This window comes from Streptomyces spectabilis (genome assembly GCF_008704795.1).
GTDB lineage: Bacteria > Actinomycetota > Actinomycetes > Streptomycetales > Streptomycetaceae > Streptomyces > Streptomyces spectabilis.
In genome coordinates this window covers 2,207,447-2,223,369 of record NZ_CP023690.1, presented here as the reverse complement: position 1 = coordinate 2,223,369, position 15,923 = coordinate 2,207,447, and the positions used below count along the sequence as shown (strand labels likewise).

Below are 15,923 nucleotides of genomic sequence, written 5' to 3'. Positions count from 1 at the left end.
CGTCCGCGCGGACGGTTCGTGAGGTGTGGCCCCCGCCGGGTGACTCGGCGGGGGCCACTCGCGTACCGGCCGGGGCCGTTGTGGGCTCCGGGAGTTGACGCCGGTCTCGTACACGCGGGGGAGGTCCGGGGTCGTACAGGGGGCCGGGGCGCGGCCGTGGGCGGGGCGGTGGTGCTCGCACGCCACCGTTCGAAGGGGTCACTCCACGCGTTCGAATGATCGCGATACGTGTAAATAGGGCTGAGTGTAGGCGTGTTGGCGGGCGCTCGCAGAGGGTTGCCGAATATGACTCCAGCGTGATGCGAGCGGACTAAGCTCGCCCGGAGCGCGGCGAGTTGAACGAGTTGTGACAGATTCGCGCACTTGTTCGCGCTTTGTGTCGGATATTCGATACTTCGCTTTCCCGTACGCGTTGAAACCCCCACGTACCACCCGCACATACCACCCTCACATACGGAACTCCCCACGCACTCCCCCTCCATGGCGAACTCCCCGCGCACCACGTCGTTCTCCCAGGTACTACCTGAACCCCCGCGCACCACCAGATTTCCCAGACACCACCCGAACCCCACGCATCACCCCATGCGCATCCCCCTTCCCCCCGATTTCCTCCCCCCAAGACGAGTGTTCAGAGGGCATACATGGTGAGTGTTCAATCGCCTCCCGGTGGCCGAGAAGTCCCTTACGCACGCGTGCTGTTGCTGCCAGCCATGGTGATGGCGGCGGCGACCGGAGCCGCCGTCGCCGCCGTCGCGGTGCCGGCCCGGACCGCCGTGGCCTGGTGCGGCGCCGTCGCCACGCTCGTGGTGATCGCCGTCGGCGCCGAGGCCGCGCGCCGCGGCCGCGCCATCCGGGAACTGCGCAAGAGTCACACGGAGCGGGTCGCCCACCTGGAGCGGCGCATCGCGGCCCTCGACGCGGACACCGAACGACTGGGCCGGGAACTGCTGCCCGAGACCCTCTACCGGGTCCGGCAGGGCGAGGCCCCCTCCGAGGTCGTCCGCCACGTCATCGACGGCGACGAGACCAACCGCCGCCTCCCGCTGTCGCAGCGCGTGCTGCTGCGCTCCATCCTGGACATCCTGGACCGCGAGGAGGCGATGCGCGAGAACGCCCAGCGCGCCTTCGTCAACATCGCCCGCCGCGTGCAGTCCATCGTCCACCAACAGGCCGCCGAACTCCGTGAGATGGAGGAGTTCCACGGCCGCAACCCCGAGGTCTTCGACGACCTGCTGCGCATCGACCACGGCACGGCCCTCATCGGCCGCCTGGCCGACTCGATCACGGTCCTCGGCGGCGCCCGGCCCGGCCGGCAGTGGCCCAAGCCCGTGCCGCTGTTCAGCGTGTTGCGCGGCGCCATGTCCCGGATCCTGGAGTACCAGCGCGTCGACCTGCACTCCATCGCCAAGGTCGCCATCCACGGCACCAAGGTCGAGCCGCTCATCCACGCCTGCGCCGAACTCCTGGACAACGCCACCCGCTACTCGCCGCCGCAGACCCGCGTGCACGTCACCGCGGTCGAGGTGCAGACCGGCATCGCCATCGAGATCGAGGACGGCGGCGTCAGCCTCAGCGAAGAGGCCCGCGGCCGCGCCGAGCGCATGCTCGAACAGGCCCAGCAGGGCATGGACCTGAACGACCTCGGCGAGACCCCCCGGCTCGGCATGGCGGTCGTCGGACGGCTGTCGCAGATGTACAACATGCAGGTCTCCCTGCGGCAGTCCGCCTACGGCGGCGTGCGCGCCGTCCTGATCGTGCCGCGCGACATGCTCACCGCCGCGCCCGCGCACGGCCTCGCGCACGGCATCGGCGCCTCCGCCGTGCCGCGCGTCAACGCCGACGGCACGGTCATCGAGGAGGCCCGCGACATCCGGCGCAAGAAGCCGCGCAAGGTCACCACCGTGCCGCGCCCCTCCATGCCGCTCACCGCGTCCATGGAGGACGAGATCCCCGAAGTCACCGAGTGGACGGCCAACGGCCTTCCACAGCGCAGGAGTCGAGTCAAGATGCCCCTCAGCCAGCGCTACGCGCAGGAGGCGGAGGCACAGCGGCGCGCCGAGGCGGCCATGTCCGCCGGGCCCCCGCAGGCCGTCAGTCACCCCGTCCCGAAGAAGGAGGAGCCCGAGCCCGGTCTGTGGATCGAGGCCTTCATGAAGGGCGTCAACGGCGAGGACCCGAGCCCGGGCGACCTGCCGAACGACCCGGCGGCACCGCAGCAGGTCCGCACCGAGAACGACCACGGCAGCACCGACCACGCCGACGAGGGGGGCTGGAAGTGATCCAGCAGCGGGCCAACTTCGACTGGATGCTCAAGGAACTCGCCGACGGCGTGCACGGCACTCGGCAGATCGTGGTGCTCTCCGCCGACGGGCTGCGCATCGCGCGCCACGGCGGCGACCCGGACGGCGCCGACCGCCTCGCCGCCGCCTGCGCGGGACTGCAGAGCCTCGCCGCGGCCGTGGCCACCGAGATCCCGGAGAGCGACGGCAACATGCGCATGGTGATCATTGAGGTCAACGGCGGCTACTTCTACATGATGGCCGCGGGCGCGGGAGCCTATCTGGCCGTGCTCGCCGACGAGACCGTGGACGCGGGCCTGATCGGCAACCGCATGCGGGACCTCGTCGTCCGCATCGGCGCCCACCTGACGAGCCCGCCGCGGCGAGACGGGCAGGCCGTATGACTCATCCGCAAGACCTCCCGTACGACGATATCCACGACCCCCGCTTCCAGGCCGAGGTGACGGTCCAGCGGGAGCGCCGGGGCCCGGAGACCGCCGCGAACCCGGCGAGGCTCTACATCCTCACCGGGGAGGACTCCGAGCGGGCGCCGCTCGATCTGGTCACGCTGATCGTCGCCAGGGCGGAGCCGTCGCCGACGGCGCAGCCGGAGCACTCCGCCCTGCTGCGCCTGTGCCGGACCCCGCTGTCCGTGGCGGAGCTCTCGGCCTATCTGGTGCTGCCGTTCAGCGTGGTGACCGTGCTCCTCACGGAGTTGCTCGCGGCGGACTTAGTGCAGGCGCGCGCTCCGCTCGTGCGCTCCGCGCTCCCCGACCGTTCCCTCCTCGAAGCGGTGATGCATGGACTTCAAAAGCTCTGACACGCTCACCTCCGGCCCGTTCGCCGGGCCGCGGGAGCAGGACGTCCTGCCGGCCACGGCCGCCGCCGCAGTGAAGATCGTCATCGTGGGCGGCTTCGGGGTCGGCAAGACGACGATGGTGGGCTCCGTCAGCGAGATCCGTCCGCTGACCACCGAGGAGACCATGACGCAGGCGGGCATCGGCGTCGACGACGACTACGGCTCCGAGACCAAGACCGCCACGACCGTCGCCATGGACTTCGGGCGCATCAGCATCTCCGACGAACTGGTCCTCTATCTGTTCGGCACCCCCGGGCAGGAGCGGTTCTGGTTCCTGTGGAACGGCCTCTTCGAAGGGGCGCTCGGCGCGGTCGTGCTCATCGACACGCGCCGCCTCGAAGTCAGCTTCGACGTGATAGGCCGCCTGGAGGAGCGCGGCGTGCCGTTCATCATCGCCGTGAACGACTTCCCGGACGCGCCCCGGCACCCCGTCGAGGCCCTGCGCGCGGCCCTCGACCTGGAGAAGGAGGTGCCGATCGTGCACTGCGACGCGCGGCAGCGCGCCTCCAGCCGCGACGCCCTCATGACCCTCATGCACTATCTGCACTCCCTCGCCATGGCCCGGGCCTAGGCCCGGCCGCACGACCCTTCGCGACCCCGGAGCGACCACCGTGACGACTCCCTCCTCACCCACCTCTCCCGCCTCGTCGGGCCTCACCGACGCCGCGCCGCCCGGCTGCCCCGCGCACACGGGCGCGTCGCTCGGCGCGGGCGGCCTTCGCCGTCTGTACGGTTCCGAGGCCGACGAGGACCTCGCGGGCGTGTACGAGAAGCTGCGCGCCGAGCACGGCCCCGTGGCGCCCGCCCTGATCCACAACGACGTACGCGTCTGGGCGGTGCTCGGCCACAGCGAGAACCTGCACATGGTGCGCACGCCCTCGCAGTACACCCGGGACTCCCGCGTGTGGAGCGCCGTCAAGAACGGCACCGCGGGCCCCGACCACCCGCTCGCGCCCGTGTTCACCTGGCAGCCGATGTGCAGCTTCGTCGAGGGCGCCGAGCACCAGCGGCTGCGCGGCGCGGTCACCGGCGCCATGGCGGGCCTCGACCACCGCGGCATCCGCCGCCACATCAACCGGTACAGCAACAAGCTCCTCAACGGCATCTGCGAGAAGGGCGAGGCCGATCTGGTCGGCCAGTTCGCCGAGCACCTGCCGATGATGGTGATGCTGCACGTGCTCGGCATGCCCGAGGACTACAGCGACCGCATGGTGCAGGCCGCCCGCGACATGATCAAGGGCACCGAGACGGCCATCGCCAGCAACGCGTACGTGATGGAGGCCCTCACCCGGCACGTGGTGCGCCGGCGCGCACAGCCCGAGGAGGACTTCACCAGCGCGCTGATCGCCCAGCCGCAGCAGCTCACCGACGACGAGATGGCGGAGCACCTGCGCCTGGTGCTCATCGCCGCGTACGAGGCGACGGCGAACCTGATCGCGAACGTGCTGCGGATGGTGCTCACCGACCCCCGCTTCCGCGCCCAGCTCAGCGGCGGCCAGATGACCGTCCCCGAGGCGGTCGAGCAGTCGCTGTGGGACGAGCCGCCGTTCAGCGCGATGGTCGGCTACTTCGCCAAGCAGGACACCCAGCTCGGCGGCCAGCAGATCAAGGCGGGCGACGGCCTCCTGCTGGGCATTCAGCCCGGCAACGTGGACCCGGTCGTGCGCCCCGACCTGTCCGCCAACATGCAGGGCAACCGCTCCCACCTCGCCTTCAGCGGCGGGCCGCACGAGTGCCCGGGCCAGGACATCGGCCGCGCCATCGCCGACACCGGCGTGGACGCGCTCCTGATGCGGCTCCCGGACGTCGAACTGTCCGTGGCCGAGTCCGAGCTGGCCTGGCGCTCGTCGATCCTGTCCCGGCATCTGGTGTCGCTGCCGGTGACGTTCGGCAAGCGGCCGCCGCAGGACGTCTCCGCCCGGCCCATGGCGCAGGTGCCCGCGCCCCGCAAGAACTGGGAGGTGTCCTCGCCGCTGCCGGAGGCCCTTGAGCCGTCCGCCGCCCCGGCGCCGCAGCCCGTGCCGACGGCCCCGGCGGCCGCTCCGGAGCCGGTCCGCCGCAAGGGCGCATGGCGGCGCTTCCTGGAGTGGTGGCGGGGCTACTGAGCCCCGCGGCCGCGCCTCAGCCGTCGGCCCACGTCCCGTACGACGACCAGGCGTCCAGGACCCGCTCGCTGACGAAGCGGTGTGCCGTGCCCGTGAGCGGGTCCGTGAACTCTAGGGCGCGGGCGAGGAGTTGCAGCGGGCGCCGGAAGTCGTCCGGCGCCCCGGGCGGGCACACCGCTGGGTAGAGCGGGTCGCCGAGCAGGGGCAGGCCGAGCGCGTTCATATGGACGCGCAGCTGATGGGTGCGGCCGGTGTGCGGGACGAGCCGGTAGCGCCCGAGGCGGCCGTCGTGCGCGAGGAGTTCGACCCGGCTCTCGCTGTTCGGCTCGGCGTCCGGCACCTCGTACGCGGCGAGCACACCGCGCTCCTTGACGATGTGGCTGCGGACGGTGCGGGGCAGCGCGACGGCCGGGTCGTACGGGGCCACGGCCTCGTACTCCTTGTGCACCCGCCGGTCGTGGAACAGCGTCTGGTAGGCGCCGCGCTCCTCGGGCCGTACCGTGAAGAGGAGCAGCCCGGCGGTCAGCCGGTCCAGGCGGTGCGCGGCGCCGAGCGCGGGGATGCCGAGGTCGGTGCGCAGCCGGGCGAGCGCGGTCTGGGTGACGTGGCTGCCGCGCGGCATCGTCGCGAGGAAGTGCGGCTTGTCGGCGACGACGATGTGCTCGTCGCGGTACACGACGTCCAGGGTGCCCGGCACCCGGGGCTCCGCGGGCACATCCCGGTGGAACCACACGTACAGGCCCGCCGCGTACGGGGTGTCCGGGGTGAGCGGCGTGCCGTCCGCGCCGACGACGCGGCCCTCGCGCAGCATCCGGTCGACGACGCCGGGCCCGGCCGCGAGCCGCGCCACGAGGTGGTCGCGCACGGTCTCCCAGGCGCCGTCCGCCGGGAGGCGCACCCGCACCGGGTCGACGCCGTCGCGCTGGGGGAGAGGGGCCGGGGGCACACGGCGTTTTCGTCTCACGTCGGACCAGCGTACGGGGCGGTCGGGGGCGGCGGGTTCGTGGCCGGTGGCTGGTGGGCGGCGGCTCGTGGACGCCGGTTCGCGGGCGGCGGTTCGCGGGCGGCGGCGAAAACCGCTGGGCTCCGGCAGCGCCCGGAAGCACCATGAGGGGCATGCCCTTCAAGATCTCGCACGTGGTCGAGTCCGGCGCCCTCGCGGGCCGGGACCAGCCGACGCTGCCCGCCCCCGGTCATGTGCTCCTGCGCCCCTGGGCGGGCAAGGACGTGCCCGCCGTGTACGAAGCCTTCCAGGACCCCGTCATCCAGCGCTATCACGCGCGCGTGGCCGACTCCGAGGACGAGGTCCGCGCGTGGATGGAGGACTGGCGCAAGGAGTACGCCGAGGAGACGAACGCGCAGTGGGCGGCCGTGGACGCGGACACCGACGAGGTCCTCGGCAGGGTCGCCCTGCGCATGATCAACCTCGCCGACGGGCAGGCGGAGATGGCCTACTGGACCATGCCGCGCGCCCGTGGCCGGGGCGTCGCCACGCACGCGGTGACGGCGCTGACCTCCTGGTCCTTCGACGACCTCGGCCTGCACCGCATCGAACTGCGCCACTCCACCCATAACGAGGCGTCCTGCCGCGTCGCCCTGCGGACGGGGTACGCGCCCGAGGGCACGCAGCGCAGCGCGGTCCTGCACGAGGACGGCTGGCACGACATGCACCTGCACGCGCGGATCCGTCCGTAGCCGGGAGGGGGCCGTGCCCCGCGGGAGCGGGGTCCGGCCCCGGCTGCCGGGGCGTCAGGCCGCTTCCTGCTCGGCCTCCACCTGGGCGTTCCACTCGCGCTTGGACGCCTGCCAGCCGTCCTCGTTGTGGCCGAGGCGCCAGTAGCCGGAGACGGACAGGCGCTCGCGCGGGACCTGGTGCTCGACGCGCAGCAGGCGGCGCAGCTCCTTCACGAAGCCCGCCTCGCCGTGCACGAAGGCGTGCGGGGTGCCTGCGGGGAAGTCCAGGGAGCGGACGGCCTCGACCAGGGCCTGGCCGACCGGGCGGCCCGCGCGGTGCAGCCAGACGACCTCCGCGCCGGTGGCGATCGGCTGCTCCTCCTCGGGGCCCTCGACCTCCACGAAGGCGCGCACCTCGGCGCCCTCCGGCAGGGCTTCGAGGGCGGCGGCGATCGCGGGCAGCGCGCTCTCGTCACCGGCGATCAGGTGCCAGTCGGCGGTCGGGTCCGGGGCGTACGCGCCGCCGGGGCCGAGCAGGCGCACCGTGTCGCCCGGCTCGGCGCGCAGCGCCCAGGGCCCGGCCAGGCCCTGGTCGCCGTGGACCACGAAGTCCAGGGCCAGTTCGCGGGTCTTGGGGTCCCACCAGCGCACCGTGTACGTACGGGTCACGGGCCACTGCTCGCGCGGCAGCTCCTCGCGGATGCGCTGGATGTCGAACGGCTCGGGGTAGCTCACACCCGCGGGGGCGAACAGGATCTTCACGTAGTGGTCGGTGCAGTCCCCCGCGGTGAACTCCGCCAGGCCGTCGCCGCCGAGGACCACCCGCTGCATATGAGGGGTGAGCCGTTCCGTGCGGACGACCTGCGCGACATGAGGCGTGGGACTCTTGCGTGCGGGCCGCTCTGCCATGGTGTGCCTCCCCTGATCCACAACTTGTTAGGTTCACCTAACCTAACATCCGGCCCTCGCTCACGCCTCGAGCGTGGACAGCAGTCGGCCGAGCGAACCGCCGAGGCCCCAGCGGTCGGCGAGCGCCTCCAGGGCCGCCGGATCGCGCGGCGCCCGCGGAAGCGCGACGTCCACATCCGGCAGCGGTACGTCGTCCGCGACCCGCACCACCTTCGGCGCGACGGCCAGGTACGGCCGTGCCTCGTCGAGCCGCTTGCGCTGCGAGGGCGTGAGCCTGGACTTCGGGTCGTCCACCGCCGCCATGATCCCGGCCAGGTCGCCGAAGGCGTCGAGCAGCTTCGCCGCGGTCTTCTCGCCGATGCCGGGCACGCCGGGCAGGCCGTCGCTGGGGTCGCCGCGCAGCAGGGCCAGGTCCACATAGCCGGGGCCGTCCACGCCGTACTTCTCGCGCAGCAGTGCCTCGTCCGTCATCTGGAGGGTGCCGACGCCCTTGAGCGGATACAGGACGCGGATGCCGCGCGCGTCGTCCACCAGCTGGAACAGGTCGCGGTCGCCCGTGATGATGTCGACCGGGCCGGTGGCGCGGGCCGCGTACGTGCCGATCACGTCGTCCGCCTCGTACGCCGTGACGCCGACGCGGGCGATGCCGAGGGCGTCCAGGACGTCCTCGATCACCGGCACCTGGGGGGAGAGGGTGTCCGGGGTCTCCTCGACGTCGGGGGCCGTGTCGGGGGACTCCTGCGCCACGCGGTGCGCCTTGTACGAGGGGATCAGCTCGACGCGCCAGTGCGGGCGCCAGTCCGCGTCCATGCAGGCGACCAGGTCGTCCGGGCGGTGGTCCTGGACGAGGCGGGTGATGAATTCGAGCAGGCCGCGGACCGCGTTGACCGGGGTGCCGTCCGGGGCCTTCACGGACTCGGGGACGCCGAAGTAGGCCCGGAAGTACAGGGACGCCGTGTCGAGCAGCATGAGCCGTCGGGTTTGGTGGGTCACGAGTGCATCTTGCCGCACGGGTGTGACAGGGGGTGCCCTCGCGGGGCGCCCCAGGCCCGCCCCTTCCCGCTCCGGGGGCTGCCGCCCCCGTGCCCCCGCCTTTTCGGCGCTCCGCGCCTCGTCCTCAAACGCCGGACGGGCTGAAAGTCTCCGGTGCGGGCCGCAGACGGGATCCGGCCCGGCGGCAACAGGGGAGGCCCCTGTGACCTGGGACACGTCTGGTTTGCTCCGCGCCAGCGGGGGCAGGCGCGCACGCGGAGCGGACCCGGTCGCGTTTTCAACTTCTTGACGTCAACCGGCCGGGCAGCGGGCCATCCCGCGTCGCTCCACGGCCCGCCGGCGGGGGAGGCGGGCCGTCTTCGTTCGACCCGAGAGGTGTATGTGTCCAGGCTGCAAGCCGAGCACTTGTACAAAGTGTTCGGCAGACGACCCGACGACGCGGTGACCAGGCTCCGCGCCGGAGCCGACCGTGAGGAACTGCGCGCCGAGGGGACCACCGCCGCGGTGGTCGACGCGTCCTTCACCGTCGAGCCGGGCCAGATCTTCGTCGTCATGGGTCTCTCCGGATCCGGCAAGTCCACGTTGCTGCGCATGCTCAACGGGCTCTCGGAACCGACGGCCGGGCAGGTGCTCTTCGACGGCCAGGACCTGACGAAGCTCAGCCCGCGCGAGCTGCGCGAGGTCCGGTCCCGCAAGATCAGCATGGTGTTCCAGCACTTCGCGCTGTTCCCGCACCGCAGCGTGCTGGAGAACGCCGCGTACGGCCTGGAGGTCCAGGGGCTGCCGCGCGCCGAGCGCGAGCGGCGGGCCACCGAGGCGCTCGAGCTCGCCGGGCTCAAGGGCTGGGAGAAGTCCTGGCCCGACGAGCTGTCCGGCGGCATGCAGCAGCGCGTGGGCCTGGCCCGCGCCCTGGCCACGGACGCCGACCTGCTGCTCATGGACGAGTCGTTCAGCGCCCTCGACCCGCTGATCCGGCGCGACATGCAGGACCAGCTCCTGGAACTGCAGAAGACGCTGAAGAAGACCATCGTCTTCATCACCCACGACCTCAACGAGGCCATGCGCCTCGGCGACCAGATCGCCGTCATGCGCGACGGCCGCATCGTCCAGACCGGCAGCGCCGAGGACATCCTGGTCACCCCGGCCAACGACTACGTCGCCGCGTTCACGCAGGACGTGGACCGGGCCCGCGTGCTGACCGCCGGCGCCATCATGGCCGACCCGGAGACCGTGTACGGGACCACGACGCCCGAGGGCACCGAGCTGCGCGGCGCCGCCGACGTGCTCGCCGCAGCCCCGGCGACGGTGGCCGAGGACACCCCGATCATCGAGCTGTTCACGCCGTGTTCCACGAGCGGCGTCGCCGTCGCCGTGACCGGCGCCGACGGCGCGCTCGTCGGCGTCGTACCGCGGGCGCGGCTGCTCGCCGTGCTCGGCGAGCCGATGGTGTCCGACGACGCCCCCGCCGTGTCCACGCGGAAGGCCGTGGCCACGGAGAAGAAGGTCATCCCTGCGCAGGCCGACGGCGGCACTCAGGACGACGGCGGCAAGAGCGTGGGCAAGGTGAGCAGCGGTGCCTAGGATTCATCTCGGCGACTGGGTCAACGACGCGGTCGACTGGCTCACGAAACACCTCGACTGGCTGTTCAGCTTCATCGAGTCCGTGCTCAGCGGCATGAACGACACGATCATCGACGTCCTTCAGGCGCCCGAGCCGCTGCTCCTCGCGGGCATCTTCGCCGTCATCGCGTTCTGGCTGCGCGGGCTGACGGCCGGCGTGCTGGCCTTCGTCGGCTTCGCGTTCATCGACTCCCTCGAACTGTGGGACAACGCGATGGTGACGTTGTCCCTGGTGCTCGTGGCCACGATCATCGCCCTGGTCGTCTCCGTGCCGCTCGGCATCCTGGCGGCGCGCTCGAACCGGGTCAGCGCGCTGATCCGGCCGGTGCTCGACCTGATGCAGACGCTGCCCGCGATGATCTACCTCATCCCGGCCATCCTGTTCTTCGGCATGGGCGGCCCCGCGGGCATCGTGGCGACGCTGATCTTCGCCCTCGCCCCCGGCGTGCGCATGACCGAGCTGGGCATCCGGCAGGTCGACAAGGAGCTGGTCGAGGCGGCCGAGGCGTTCGGTACGACGCCGCGCAACGTCCTGTTCCGCGTCCAGCTGCCGCTGGCGCTTCCGACGATCATGGCCGGTGTCAACCAGGTCATCATGCTGGGTCTCTCCATGGCCGCCATCGCGGGCATGGTCGGCACCGGCGGCCTCGGCGCGGACGTGAACGAGTCCATCGGCCAGCTCGACGTCGGCCTCGGCGCCGAGTCGGGCGTCTCCATCGTGATCCTTGCGATCTACCTGGACCGCATGACCGCATCGCTCGGCACCCAGGTGTCGCCGCTCGGCCGCCGCGCCGCCGCCAAGGCGCGCGCCGCGCAGGGCCTGAAGCTGTGGAACTACCGGCCGCGCCCGGCCTTCGCCATGATCGGTGTCGTCGTCCTCGCGCTCGTCGCGGGCGGCGTCGGCGCCTTCGGCGGCTCGGACGACGAGACGACCACCGCCGCGGACGGCAAGAACGTCGGCCACGGCAAGGAGCTGAACGTCGGCTACATCCCCTGGGACGAGGGCGTCGCCTCCACCTTCCTCTGGAAGGAGATCCTGGAGCAGCGCGGCTTCAAGGTGAACGCCAAGCAGCTGGACGCGGGCCCGCTCTACACCTCGCTCGCCCAGGGCGGCATCGACTTCCAGACGGACTCCTGGCTGCCGACGACGCACGCCTCGTACTGGAAGAAGTACGGCGACGAGCTGGACGACCTCGGCCGCTGGTTCGGCCCGACGTCCCTGGAGCTGACCGTCCCCTCGTACATGAAGGACGTCAACTCCCTGGAGGACCTCAAGAGCAAGAAGGGCACCTTCAAGGGCAAGGTCATCGGCATCGAGTCGAGCGCCGGCATGATGAAGCTGCTCAAGGACAAGGTGCTCAAGGAGTACGGCCTGGAGAAGGATTTCGAGGTCGTCGACGGCTCCACGCCCGCGATGCTCGCCGAGCTCAAGCGCGCGTACGCCAAGAAGCAGCCCATCGTCGTGACCCTGTGGTCGCCGCACTGGGCGTACAGCGACTTCGACCTGAAGAAGCTGAAGGACCCCAAGGGCGCCTGGGGCAAGGGCGACGGCGTGCACACCCTGTCCCGCAAGGGCTTCGGCGACGACCACCCCGAGGTCGCCGAGTGGCTGAAGCGCTTCAAGATGACCGAGAAGCAGCTCACCGGTCTCGAGGCGGAGATCAACCAGGCGGGCAAGGGCAAGCAGCAGCAGGCCGTGCGCTCCTGGCTGGAGAAGAACCCCGGCCTCGTCGACAAGTGGGCCCCCGTGGCGGCGGGCAAGGGCGCGGCTCCGGCCGAGGCCAAGCGGACCCTGAACGTCGCGTGGTTCCCCTGGGACGAGGACGTGGCGGTCACGTACCTGTGGAAGAACGTCCTGGAGCGGCGCGGCTACAAGATGAAGCTGTCGCAGTCCGACGTGGGCCCGGTCTACACCGGCCTCGCGCAGGGCGACATCGACGTGAACTTCGACGCCTGGCTGCCCAGTACGCAGAAGAACTACTGGGACAAGCACAAGGACAACCTCGTCGACATGGGCACCTGGTACAGCCCGACCTCCCTCGAGGTCGCCGTGCCGTCCTATGTGAAGGGCGTGAAGTCCCTGGAGGACCTCAAGGGCAAGGGCGGCACCTTCGACGGCAAGATCGTCGGCATCGAGCCGGGCACCGGCGTGATGCAGAAGCTCAAGGACGAGGTCCTGCCCGGCTACGGCCTGAAGGACGAGTACAAGATCGCCAGCGGTTCGACGCCCGCGATGCTCGCCGAGCTCAAGCGCGCCTACGCCAAGAAGGAGCCGGTCGCGGTCCTGCTGTGGTCGCCGCACTGGGCGTACAGCGAGTACGGCCTGACCAAGCTGAAGGACCCCAAGGGCGCCTTCGGCAAGGGCGACACGATCCGGACGATCACCAGCAAGAAGTTCCCCGAGCAGTACCCGCAGCTCACGAAGTGGTTCAAGAAGTTCAAGATGAGCGAGTCGGAGCTCGCGGGGCTCGAGAACGAGATCAAGAAGCGCGGCAAGGGCCATGAGGAGCAGGCCGTCGCCGCGTGGCTGAAGGAGCACCCGGAGGTCCCGGACCGGATGGCTCCCCAGTAGCCGCGCCCCCTTCACCCCCGGTTCCGGCCCCGTACAGGAGCGCTCCGGCGGCTTGAAGTCGTTTCGCGCCGTCGTGGCGCGCCGCCGTTTCGCGGCGGATTCCGCCCGTCCACCGGCCCCCGAGCGGGGCCGGTGGACGGGCGGACGTGTGCTCCGGGACGGGCCGGGGCGCCGAGAAGGTGCGGCGGGCGGGCCGTGGAGGTGCCGGAGTTGCGGCGCGGCGGGTCGTTCGGCGACGTTTTCGGTGCCGTCGGGCGTTGTCCGACGAGCGTGCGGCGCGGCGGGCCCGCGACGGCGCGCGCCCCGGCGCCCGGCTGGAACCTGCGCACGGACCGCCCAACTGGGTAAAACCGTTTGGCGAACATGCGTAGGGTGCAGAAAACCCATCAGGGTGAAGGCACGGGCTCGCGCGAGCCGGCCGAAGCGCGCAAGAGAAGAAGGGAGCCGAGGCGATGGACGAGCACAAGGAAAATCTCCGGGTGGGCTCGGCCGTGCGGCGGCGCCGTCGTCAGCTGGAGCTCACCCTCGCGGTCGTCTCCCGGCGCAGCGGCCTGTCGGTGCCGTTCCTGAGCCAGATCGAGAACGAGCGGGCCCGGCCCAGCATGCGCTCCCTGGAGCGGGTCGCGGACGCGCTCGGCACCACCGCGGTCGAGCTGCTCGCCGCGGCCGACCCGACCGGCACGGTCGACCTGGTCCGCGCCGACGACGAGGTGAGCCTGGCGGGCGGCACCTGCGAGACGCACGTACGGGACCTGGTGCGCGGACACCACCAGCTGCACGCCTTCGAGTACGTGGGCGACCACGACGAGGGCCGCGAGTTCCAGCACCGCAACGACGAGCTGATGTACGTCATCGCGGGCGCCGTCGAGGTCGAGGCGGAGGGCCGCGCCTACCGCCTCGGGCGCGGGGACTCGCTGTATCTGACGGGCGGCGTCCGGCACCGGTGGCGGGCCACGGCCGCCGACGCGCGGGTGCTCGTCGTCGCGGTGGGCGACCACATCGAGGCCGTGGACGCCGGGCGGCGCTGAGCGATGCCCGCAGCCCGGGTGGTCTCCCTGGTGCCGTCCCTGACCGAAGCGGTCGCCGTGACGGTGCCGGGCGCCCTGGTCGGTGCCACCGACTGGTGCAGCCACCCGGCGGACCTCGACGGCCTCGGCGTCGCCCGGATCGGCGGCACGAAGAACCCGGACGTCGCCGCGGTCGTCGCGCTCGCCCCGGACCTGGTGATCGCCAACGAGGAGGAGAACCGCCTCGCCGACCTGGCGGCCCTGCGCGGCGCGGGCCTGGAGGTCCTGGTCACGGAGGTGCGCGGGCTCGACCAGGCCTTCGCCGAGCTGTCCCGGGTGCTCGCCGCCTGCGGCGGGCCCGCCCGGCCGCAGTGGCTCGCCGACGCCGAGGACGCCTGGTCAGAGCCGCCGCGCCCGGGCCCCCGCCTCCGGGCCGCCGTGCCGATCTGGCGGCGGCCCTGGATGGTGCTCGGCCGGGACACGTTCGCGGCGGACCTGCTCGCGCGCCTGGGCGTCGACAACGTGTACGCGACGCACGCCGAGCGCTATCCGCGCGTTCCGCTGGAGGAGCTGCGCGCCGCCGGGCCCGACCTGGTGGTGCTGCCGGACGAGCCCTACCGCTTCACCCGCGAGGACGGCCCCGAGGCGTTCCCCGGACTGCCCGCCGCGCTGGTCAGCGGCCGCCACCTCACCTGGTACGGACCGTCGCTGCGCGAGGCGCCGGAGGTGCTCAGCGCGGCGCTGTCAGCAGCCGGCCGCTGAGCAGGCCCCGGGCCGTCTGGATCAGGGCCACCGACCAGGCGGTCAGCAGGACGGCGAAGAGGGCCGCGGCCAGCCAGTCGTAGGCGGCGATTCCGGTGTGCGCGCCCAGGCCTGCGGCGCCGGTGACGCAGGTGCCGACGGGGAAGGTGAAGGCCCACCAGGTCATCGCGAAGCCCATGCCCGCGCGCCGGGCGCGGACCACCATCGCGGTCGCGAGGGCCAGCCACATCAGGGCGAAGCCGAGCACCGGGACGCCGTACAGCACGGCGAAGACCGCGAAGCCCTGGTCGTAGGGGGCGGGCAGGACGCCCTTCGCCACGTCGGCGAACTTGTTGACGGCGGTGGTGGACTGGCCGAGCGGGCCCAGGACCAGGAAGACCGTGGGGGTCAGCGCGAGGGGCAGCGGGGGGCCCGTGATCAGCCGGGCGAAGATCAGCGGCAGCATCACCAGGGTGGCGAGCAGGCTGATCCCGAACATCGCGAAGCAGGCGTAGAGCAGGGTCCGCTGGGCCTGTCCCGCGGGCAGGTGGGGCACGAGCAGCGGGCCGAGGGCCGCGGCGACCATGGGGGCCACGACGGGCAGCAGCCACACCGGGGACGCCTGGTCGGCCGCGATCCTGTGCCGGACCACCATCAGATAGGGGATCGCGACCGCCGCCGCGAGGCCGATCGCCGTTCCGGCGGTGAACAGGACGGTGTCGAGGGCGACCGCCGCGTCGACGCCGATCCAGTCCCGGCCGACGAGCACGGTGGCGCCGCCGACCGCGAGCAGGGCCATGGACAGACAGCCGTAGAACGGCGCCATGGCCGGGTCGAGGAGGTGCGCGCGGGCCTGGTCCCGGTGGTGCGCCCAGTGCGCGGCGCGGGCCAGCAGGAGCGCGGTCAGCATCAGCAGGGACAGCGCCCACACGGCGGCGCAGGCCGTGCGCAGGCCCGGTATGCCGTACGGCAGCGTGACGCCCGCGTTGGCGATGATCGCCGTGCCCATGACGGAGGCGTACCAGTTGGGGCCGAGGTGCCGGACGGCGGCGAGCGGGGTGCTGGGGTGCGCCCGGGGGCGGCTGTGTGCTGCGGTGACCATGACTCCACGGTGCGCCCGGTCCGCCCGGCCCACCAGGGATCTTGGAGCTATGAGGGCATAAC

Annotated in this window: 14 protein-coding genes; 10 read left to right on the top strand and 4 right to left on the bottom strand. The window is 72.0% G+C overall.

The annotated features are described in order from the left end of the window. The first annotated feature begins 641 nt into the window (after nucleotides 1–641). From CP982_RS09450 to CP982_RS09430, 5 genes are read left to right on the top strand one after another with little or no spacing between them, the layout of a single operon-like run. The gene (locus tag CP982_RS09450; RefSeq protein ID WP_150510099.1) at nucleotides 642–2,279 is read left to right on the top strand and encodes an ATP-binding protein; all 1,638 of its coding nucleotides are present in this window, start codon (nucleotides 642–644) and stop codon (nucleotides 2,277–2,279) included. Continuing rightward, entirely contained in the window at nucleotides 2,276–2,683 is a 408-nt protein-coding gene (locus CP982_RS09445; RefSeq protein WP_030684294.1) for a roadblock/LC7 domain-containing protein, read from the top strand. The genes CP982_RS09450 and CP982_RS09445 overlap by 4 nt, the downstream gene beginning before the upstream one ends. Then, nucleotides 2,680–3,099 (top strand): DUF742 domain-containing protein, encoded by a 420-nt coding sequence (locus CP982_RS09440; RefSeq protein ID WP_150510098.1) that lies wholly within the window; start codon nucleotides 2,680–2,682, stop codon nucleotides 3,097–3,099. Before CP982_RS09445 ends, CP982_RS09440 begins: the two co-directional genes overlap by 4 nt. Continuing rightward, the gene (locus CP982_RS09435) at nucleotides 3,080–3,709 is read left to right on the top strand and encodes a GTP-binding protein (protein ID WP_150510097.1); all 630 of its coding nucleotides are present in this window, start codon (nucleotides 3,080–3,082) and stop codon (nucleotides 3,707–3,709) included. The genes CP982_RS09440 and CP982_RS09435 overlap by 20 nt, the downstream gene beginning before the upstream one ends. Before the next feature lie 40 nt (nucleotides 3,710–3,749). Beyond that, the gene (locus tag CP982_RS09430) at nucleotides 3,750–5,243 is read left to right on the top strand and encodes a cytochrome P450 (protein WP_150510096.1); all 1,494 of its coding nucleotides are present in this window, start codon (nucleotides 3,750–3,752) and stop codon (nucleotides 5,241–5,243) included. 16 nt (nucleotides 5,244–5,259) lie between these two features. Here CP982_RS09430 and CP982_RS09425 read toward each other — a convergent pair whose 3' ends face one another. Further along, nucleotides 5,260–6,207, bottom strand: coding sequence for a pseudouridine synthase (locus tag CP982_RS09425; RefSeq protein ID WP_150510095.1), 948 nt, complete (start codon nucleotides 6,205–6,207; stop codon nucleotides 5,260–5,262). Between the two features lie 152 nt (nucleotides 6,208–6,359). Here CP982_RS09425 and CP982_RS09420 point away from each other — a divergent pair, with 152 nt between their 5' ends. Beyond that, the gene (locus tag CP982_RS09420) at nucleotides 6,360–6,938 is read left to right on the top strand and encodes a GNAT family N-acetyltransferase (protein WP_150510094.1); all 579 of its coding nucleotides are present in this window, start codon (nucleotides 6,360–6,362) and stop codon (nucleotides 6,936–6,938) included. 54 nt (nucleotides 6,939–6,992) lie between these two features. On the opposite strand, the gene CP982_RS09415 is transcribed toward CP982_RS09420, so the two are convergent. Continuing rightward, nucleotides 6,993–7,826 carry a siderophore-interacting protein gene (locus CP982_RS09415; protein ID WP_150510093.1) on the bottom strand — a complete coding sequence of 278 codons (834 nt, stop codon included), beginning with the start codon at nucleotides 7,824–7,826 and terminating at the stop codon, nucleotides 6,993–6,995. Nucleotides 7,827–7,886: 60 nt separating this feature from the next. Beyond that, entirely contained in the window at nucleotides 7,887–8,795 is a 909-nt protein-coding gene (locus CP982_RS09410; protein ID WP_150515394.1) for a 5'-3' exonuclease, read from the bottom strand. A 405-nt stretch (nucleotides 8,796–9,200) separates the two neighbouring features. On the opposite strand from CP982_RS09410, the gene CP982_RS09405 reads away from it, so the two are divergent. The 4 genes from CP982_RS09405 to CP982_RS09390 all read left to right on the top strand — a co-directional run bounded on the left by CP982_RS09405 (nucleotide 9,201) and on the right by CP982_RS09390 (nucleotide 14,780). Continuing rightward, entirely contained in the window at nucleotides 9,201–10,400 is a 1,200-nt protein-coding gene (locus tag CP982_RS09405; protein ID WP_150510092.1) for a quaternary amine ABC transporter ATP-binding protein, read from the top strand. Next, nucleotides 10,393–13,011 (top strand): ABC transporter permease/substrate binding protein, encoded by a 2,619-nt coding sequence (locus CP982_RS09400; protein WP_150510091.1) that lies wholly within the window; start codon nucleotides 10,393–10,395, stop codon nucleotides 13,009–13,011. The genes CP982_RS09405 and CP982_RS09400 overlap by 8 nt, the downstream gene beginning before the upstream one ends. Nucleotides 13,012–13,463: 452 nt before the next feature. Next, nucleotides 13,464–14,039: a helix-turn-helix domain-containing protein gene (locus tag CP982_RS09395; RefSeq protein WP_030684272.1), complete on the top strand. Its 576-nt coding sequence runs from the start codon at nucleotides 13,464–13,466 to the stop codon at nucleotides 14,037–14,039. A gap of 3 nt (nucleotides 14,040–14,042) precedes the next feature. After that, entirely contained in the window at nucleotides 14,043–14,780 is a 738-nt protein-coding gene (locus tag CP982_RS09390) for a helical backbone metal receptor (RefSeq protein WP_150510090.1), read from the top strand. On the opposite strand, the gene CP982_RS09385 is transcribed toward CP982_RS09390, so the two are convergent. Beyond that, the gene (locus tag CP982_RS09385) at nucleotides 14,749–15,861 is read right to left on the bottom strand and encodes a TDT family transporter (protein WP_150510089.1); all 1,113 of its coding nucleotides are present in this window, start codon (nucleotides 15,859–15,861) and stop codon (nucleotides 14,749–14,751) included. The two genes, CP982_RS09390 and CP982_RS09385, sit on opposite strands and share 32 nt — an antisense overlap. Nucleotides 15,862–15,923 lie beyond the last annotated feature (62 nt).

Bases quoted from the DNA above. Each gene is read 5' to 3' on its own strand.
- CP982_RS09450 (WP_150510099.1), top strand. From the start codon at position 642: ATGGTGAGTGTTCAATCGCCTCCCGGTGGCCGAGAAGTCCCTTACGCA.
- CP982_RS09435 (WP_150510097.1), top strand. From the start codon at position 3,080: ATGGACTTCAAAAGCTCTGACACGCTCACCTCCGGCCCGTTCGCCGGG.
- CP982_RS09410 (WP_150515394.1), bottom strand. From the start codon at position 8,795: ATGCTGCTCGACACGGCGTCCCTGTACTTCCGGGCCTACTTCGGCGTC.
- CP982_RS09420 (WP_150510094.1), top strand. From the start codon at position 6,360: ATGCCCTTCAAGATCTCGCACGTGGTCGAGTCCGGCGCCCTCGCGGGC.
- CP982_RS09440 (WP_150510098.1), top strand. From the start codon at position 2,680: ATGACTCATCCGCAAGACCTCCCGTACGACGATATCCACGACCCCCGC.
- CP982_RS09395 (WP_030684272.1), top strand. From the start codon at position 13,464: ATGGACGAGCACAAGGAAAATCTCCGGGTGGGCTCGGCCGTGCGGCGG.
- CP982_RS09415 (WP_150510093.1), bottom strand. From the start codon at position 7,826: ATGGCAGAGCGGCCCGCACGCAAGAGTCCCACGCCTCATGTCGCGCAG.
- CP982_RS09385 (WP_150510089.1), bottom strand. From the start codon at position 15,861: ATGGTCACCGCAGCACACAGCCGCCCCCGGGCGCACCCCAGCACCCCG.
- CP982_RS09390 (WP_150510090.1), top strand. From the start codon at position 14,043: ATGCCCGCAGCCCGGGTGGTCTCCCTGGTGCCGTCCCTGACCGAAGCG.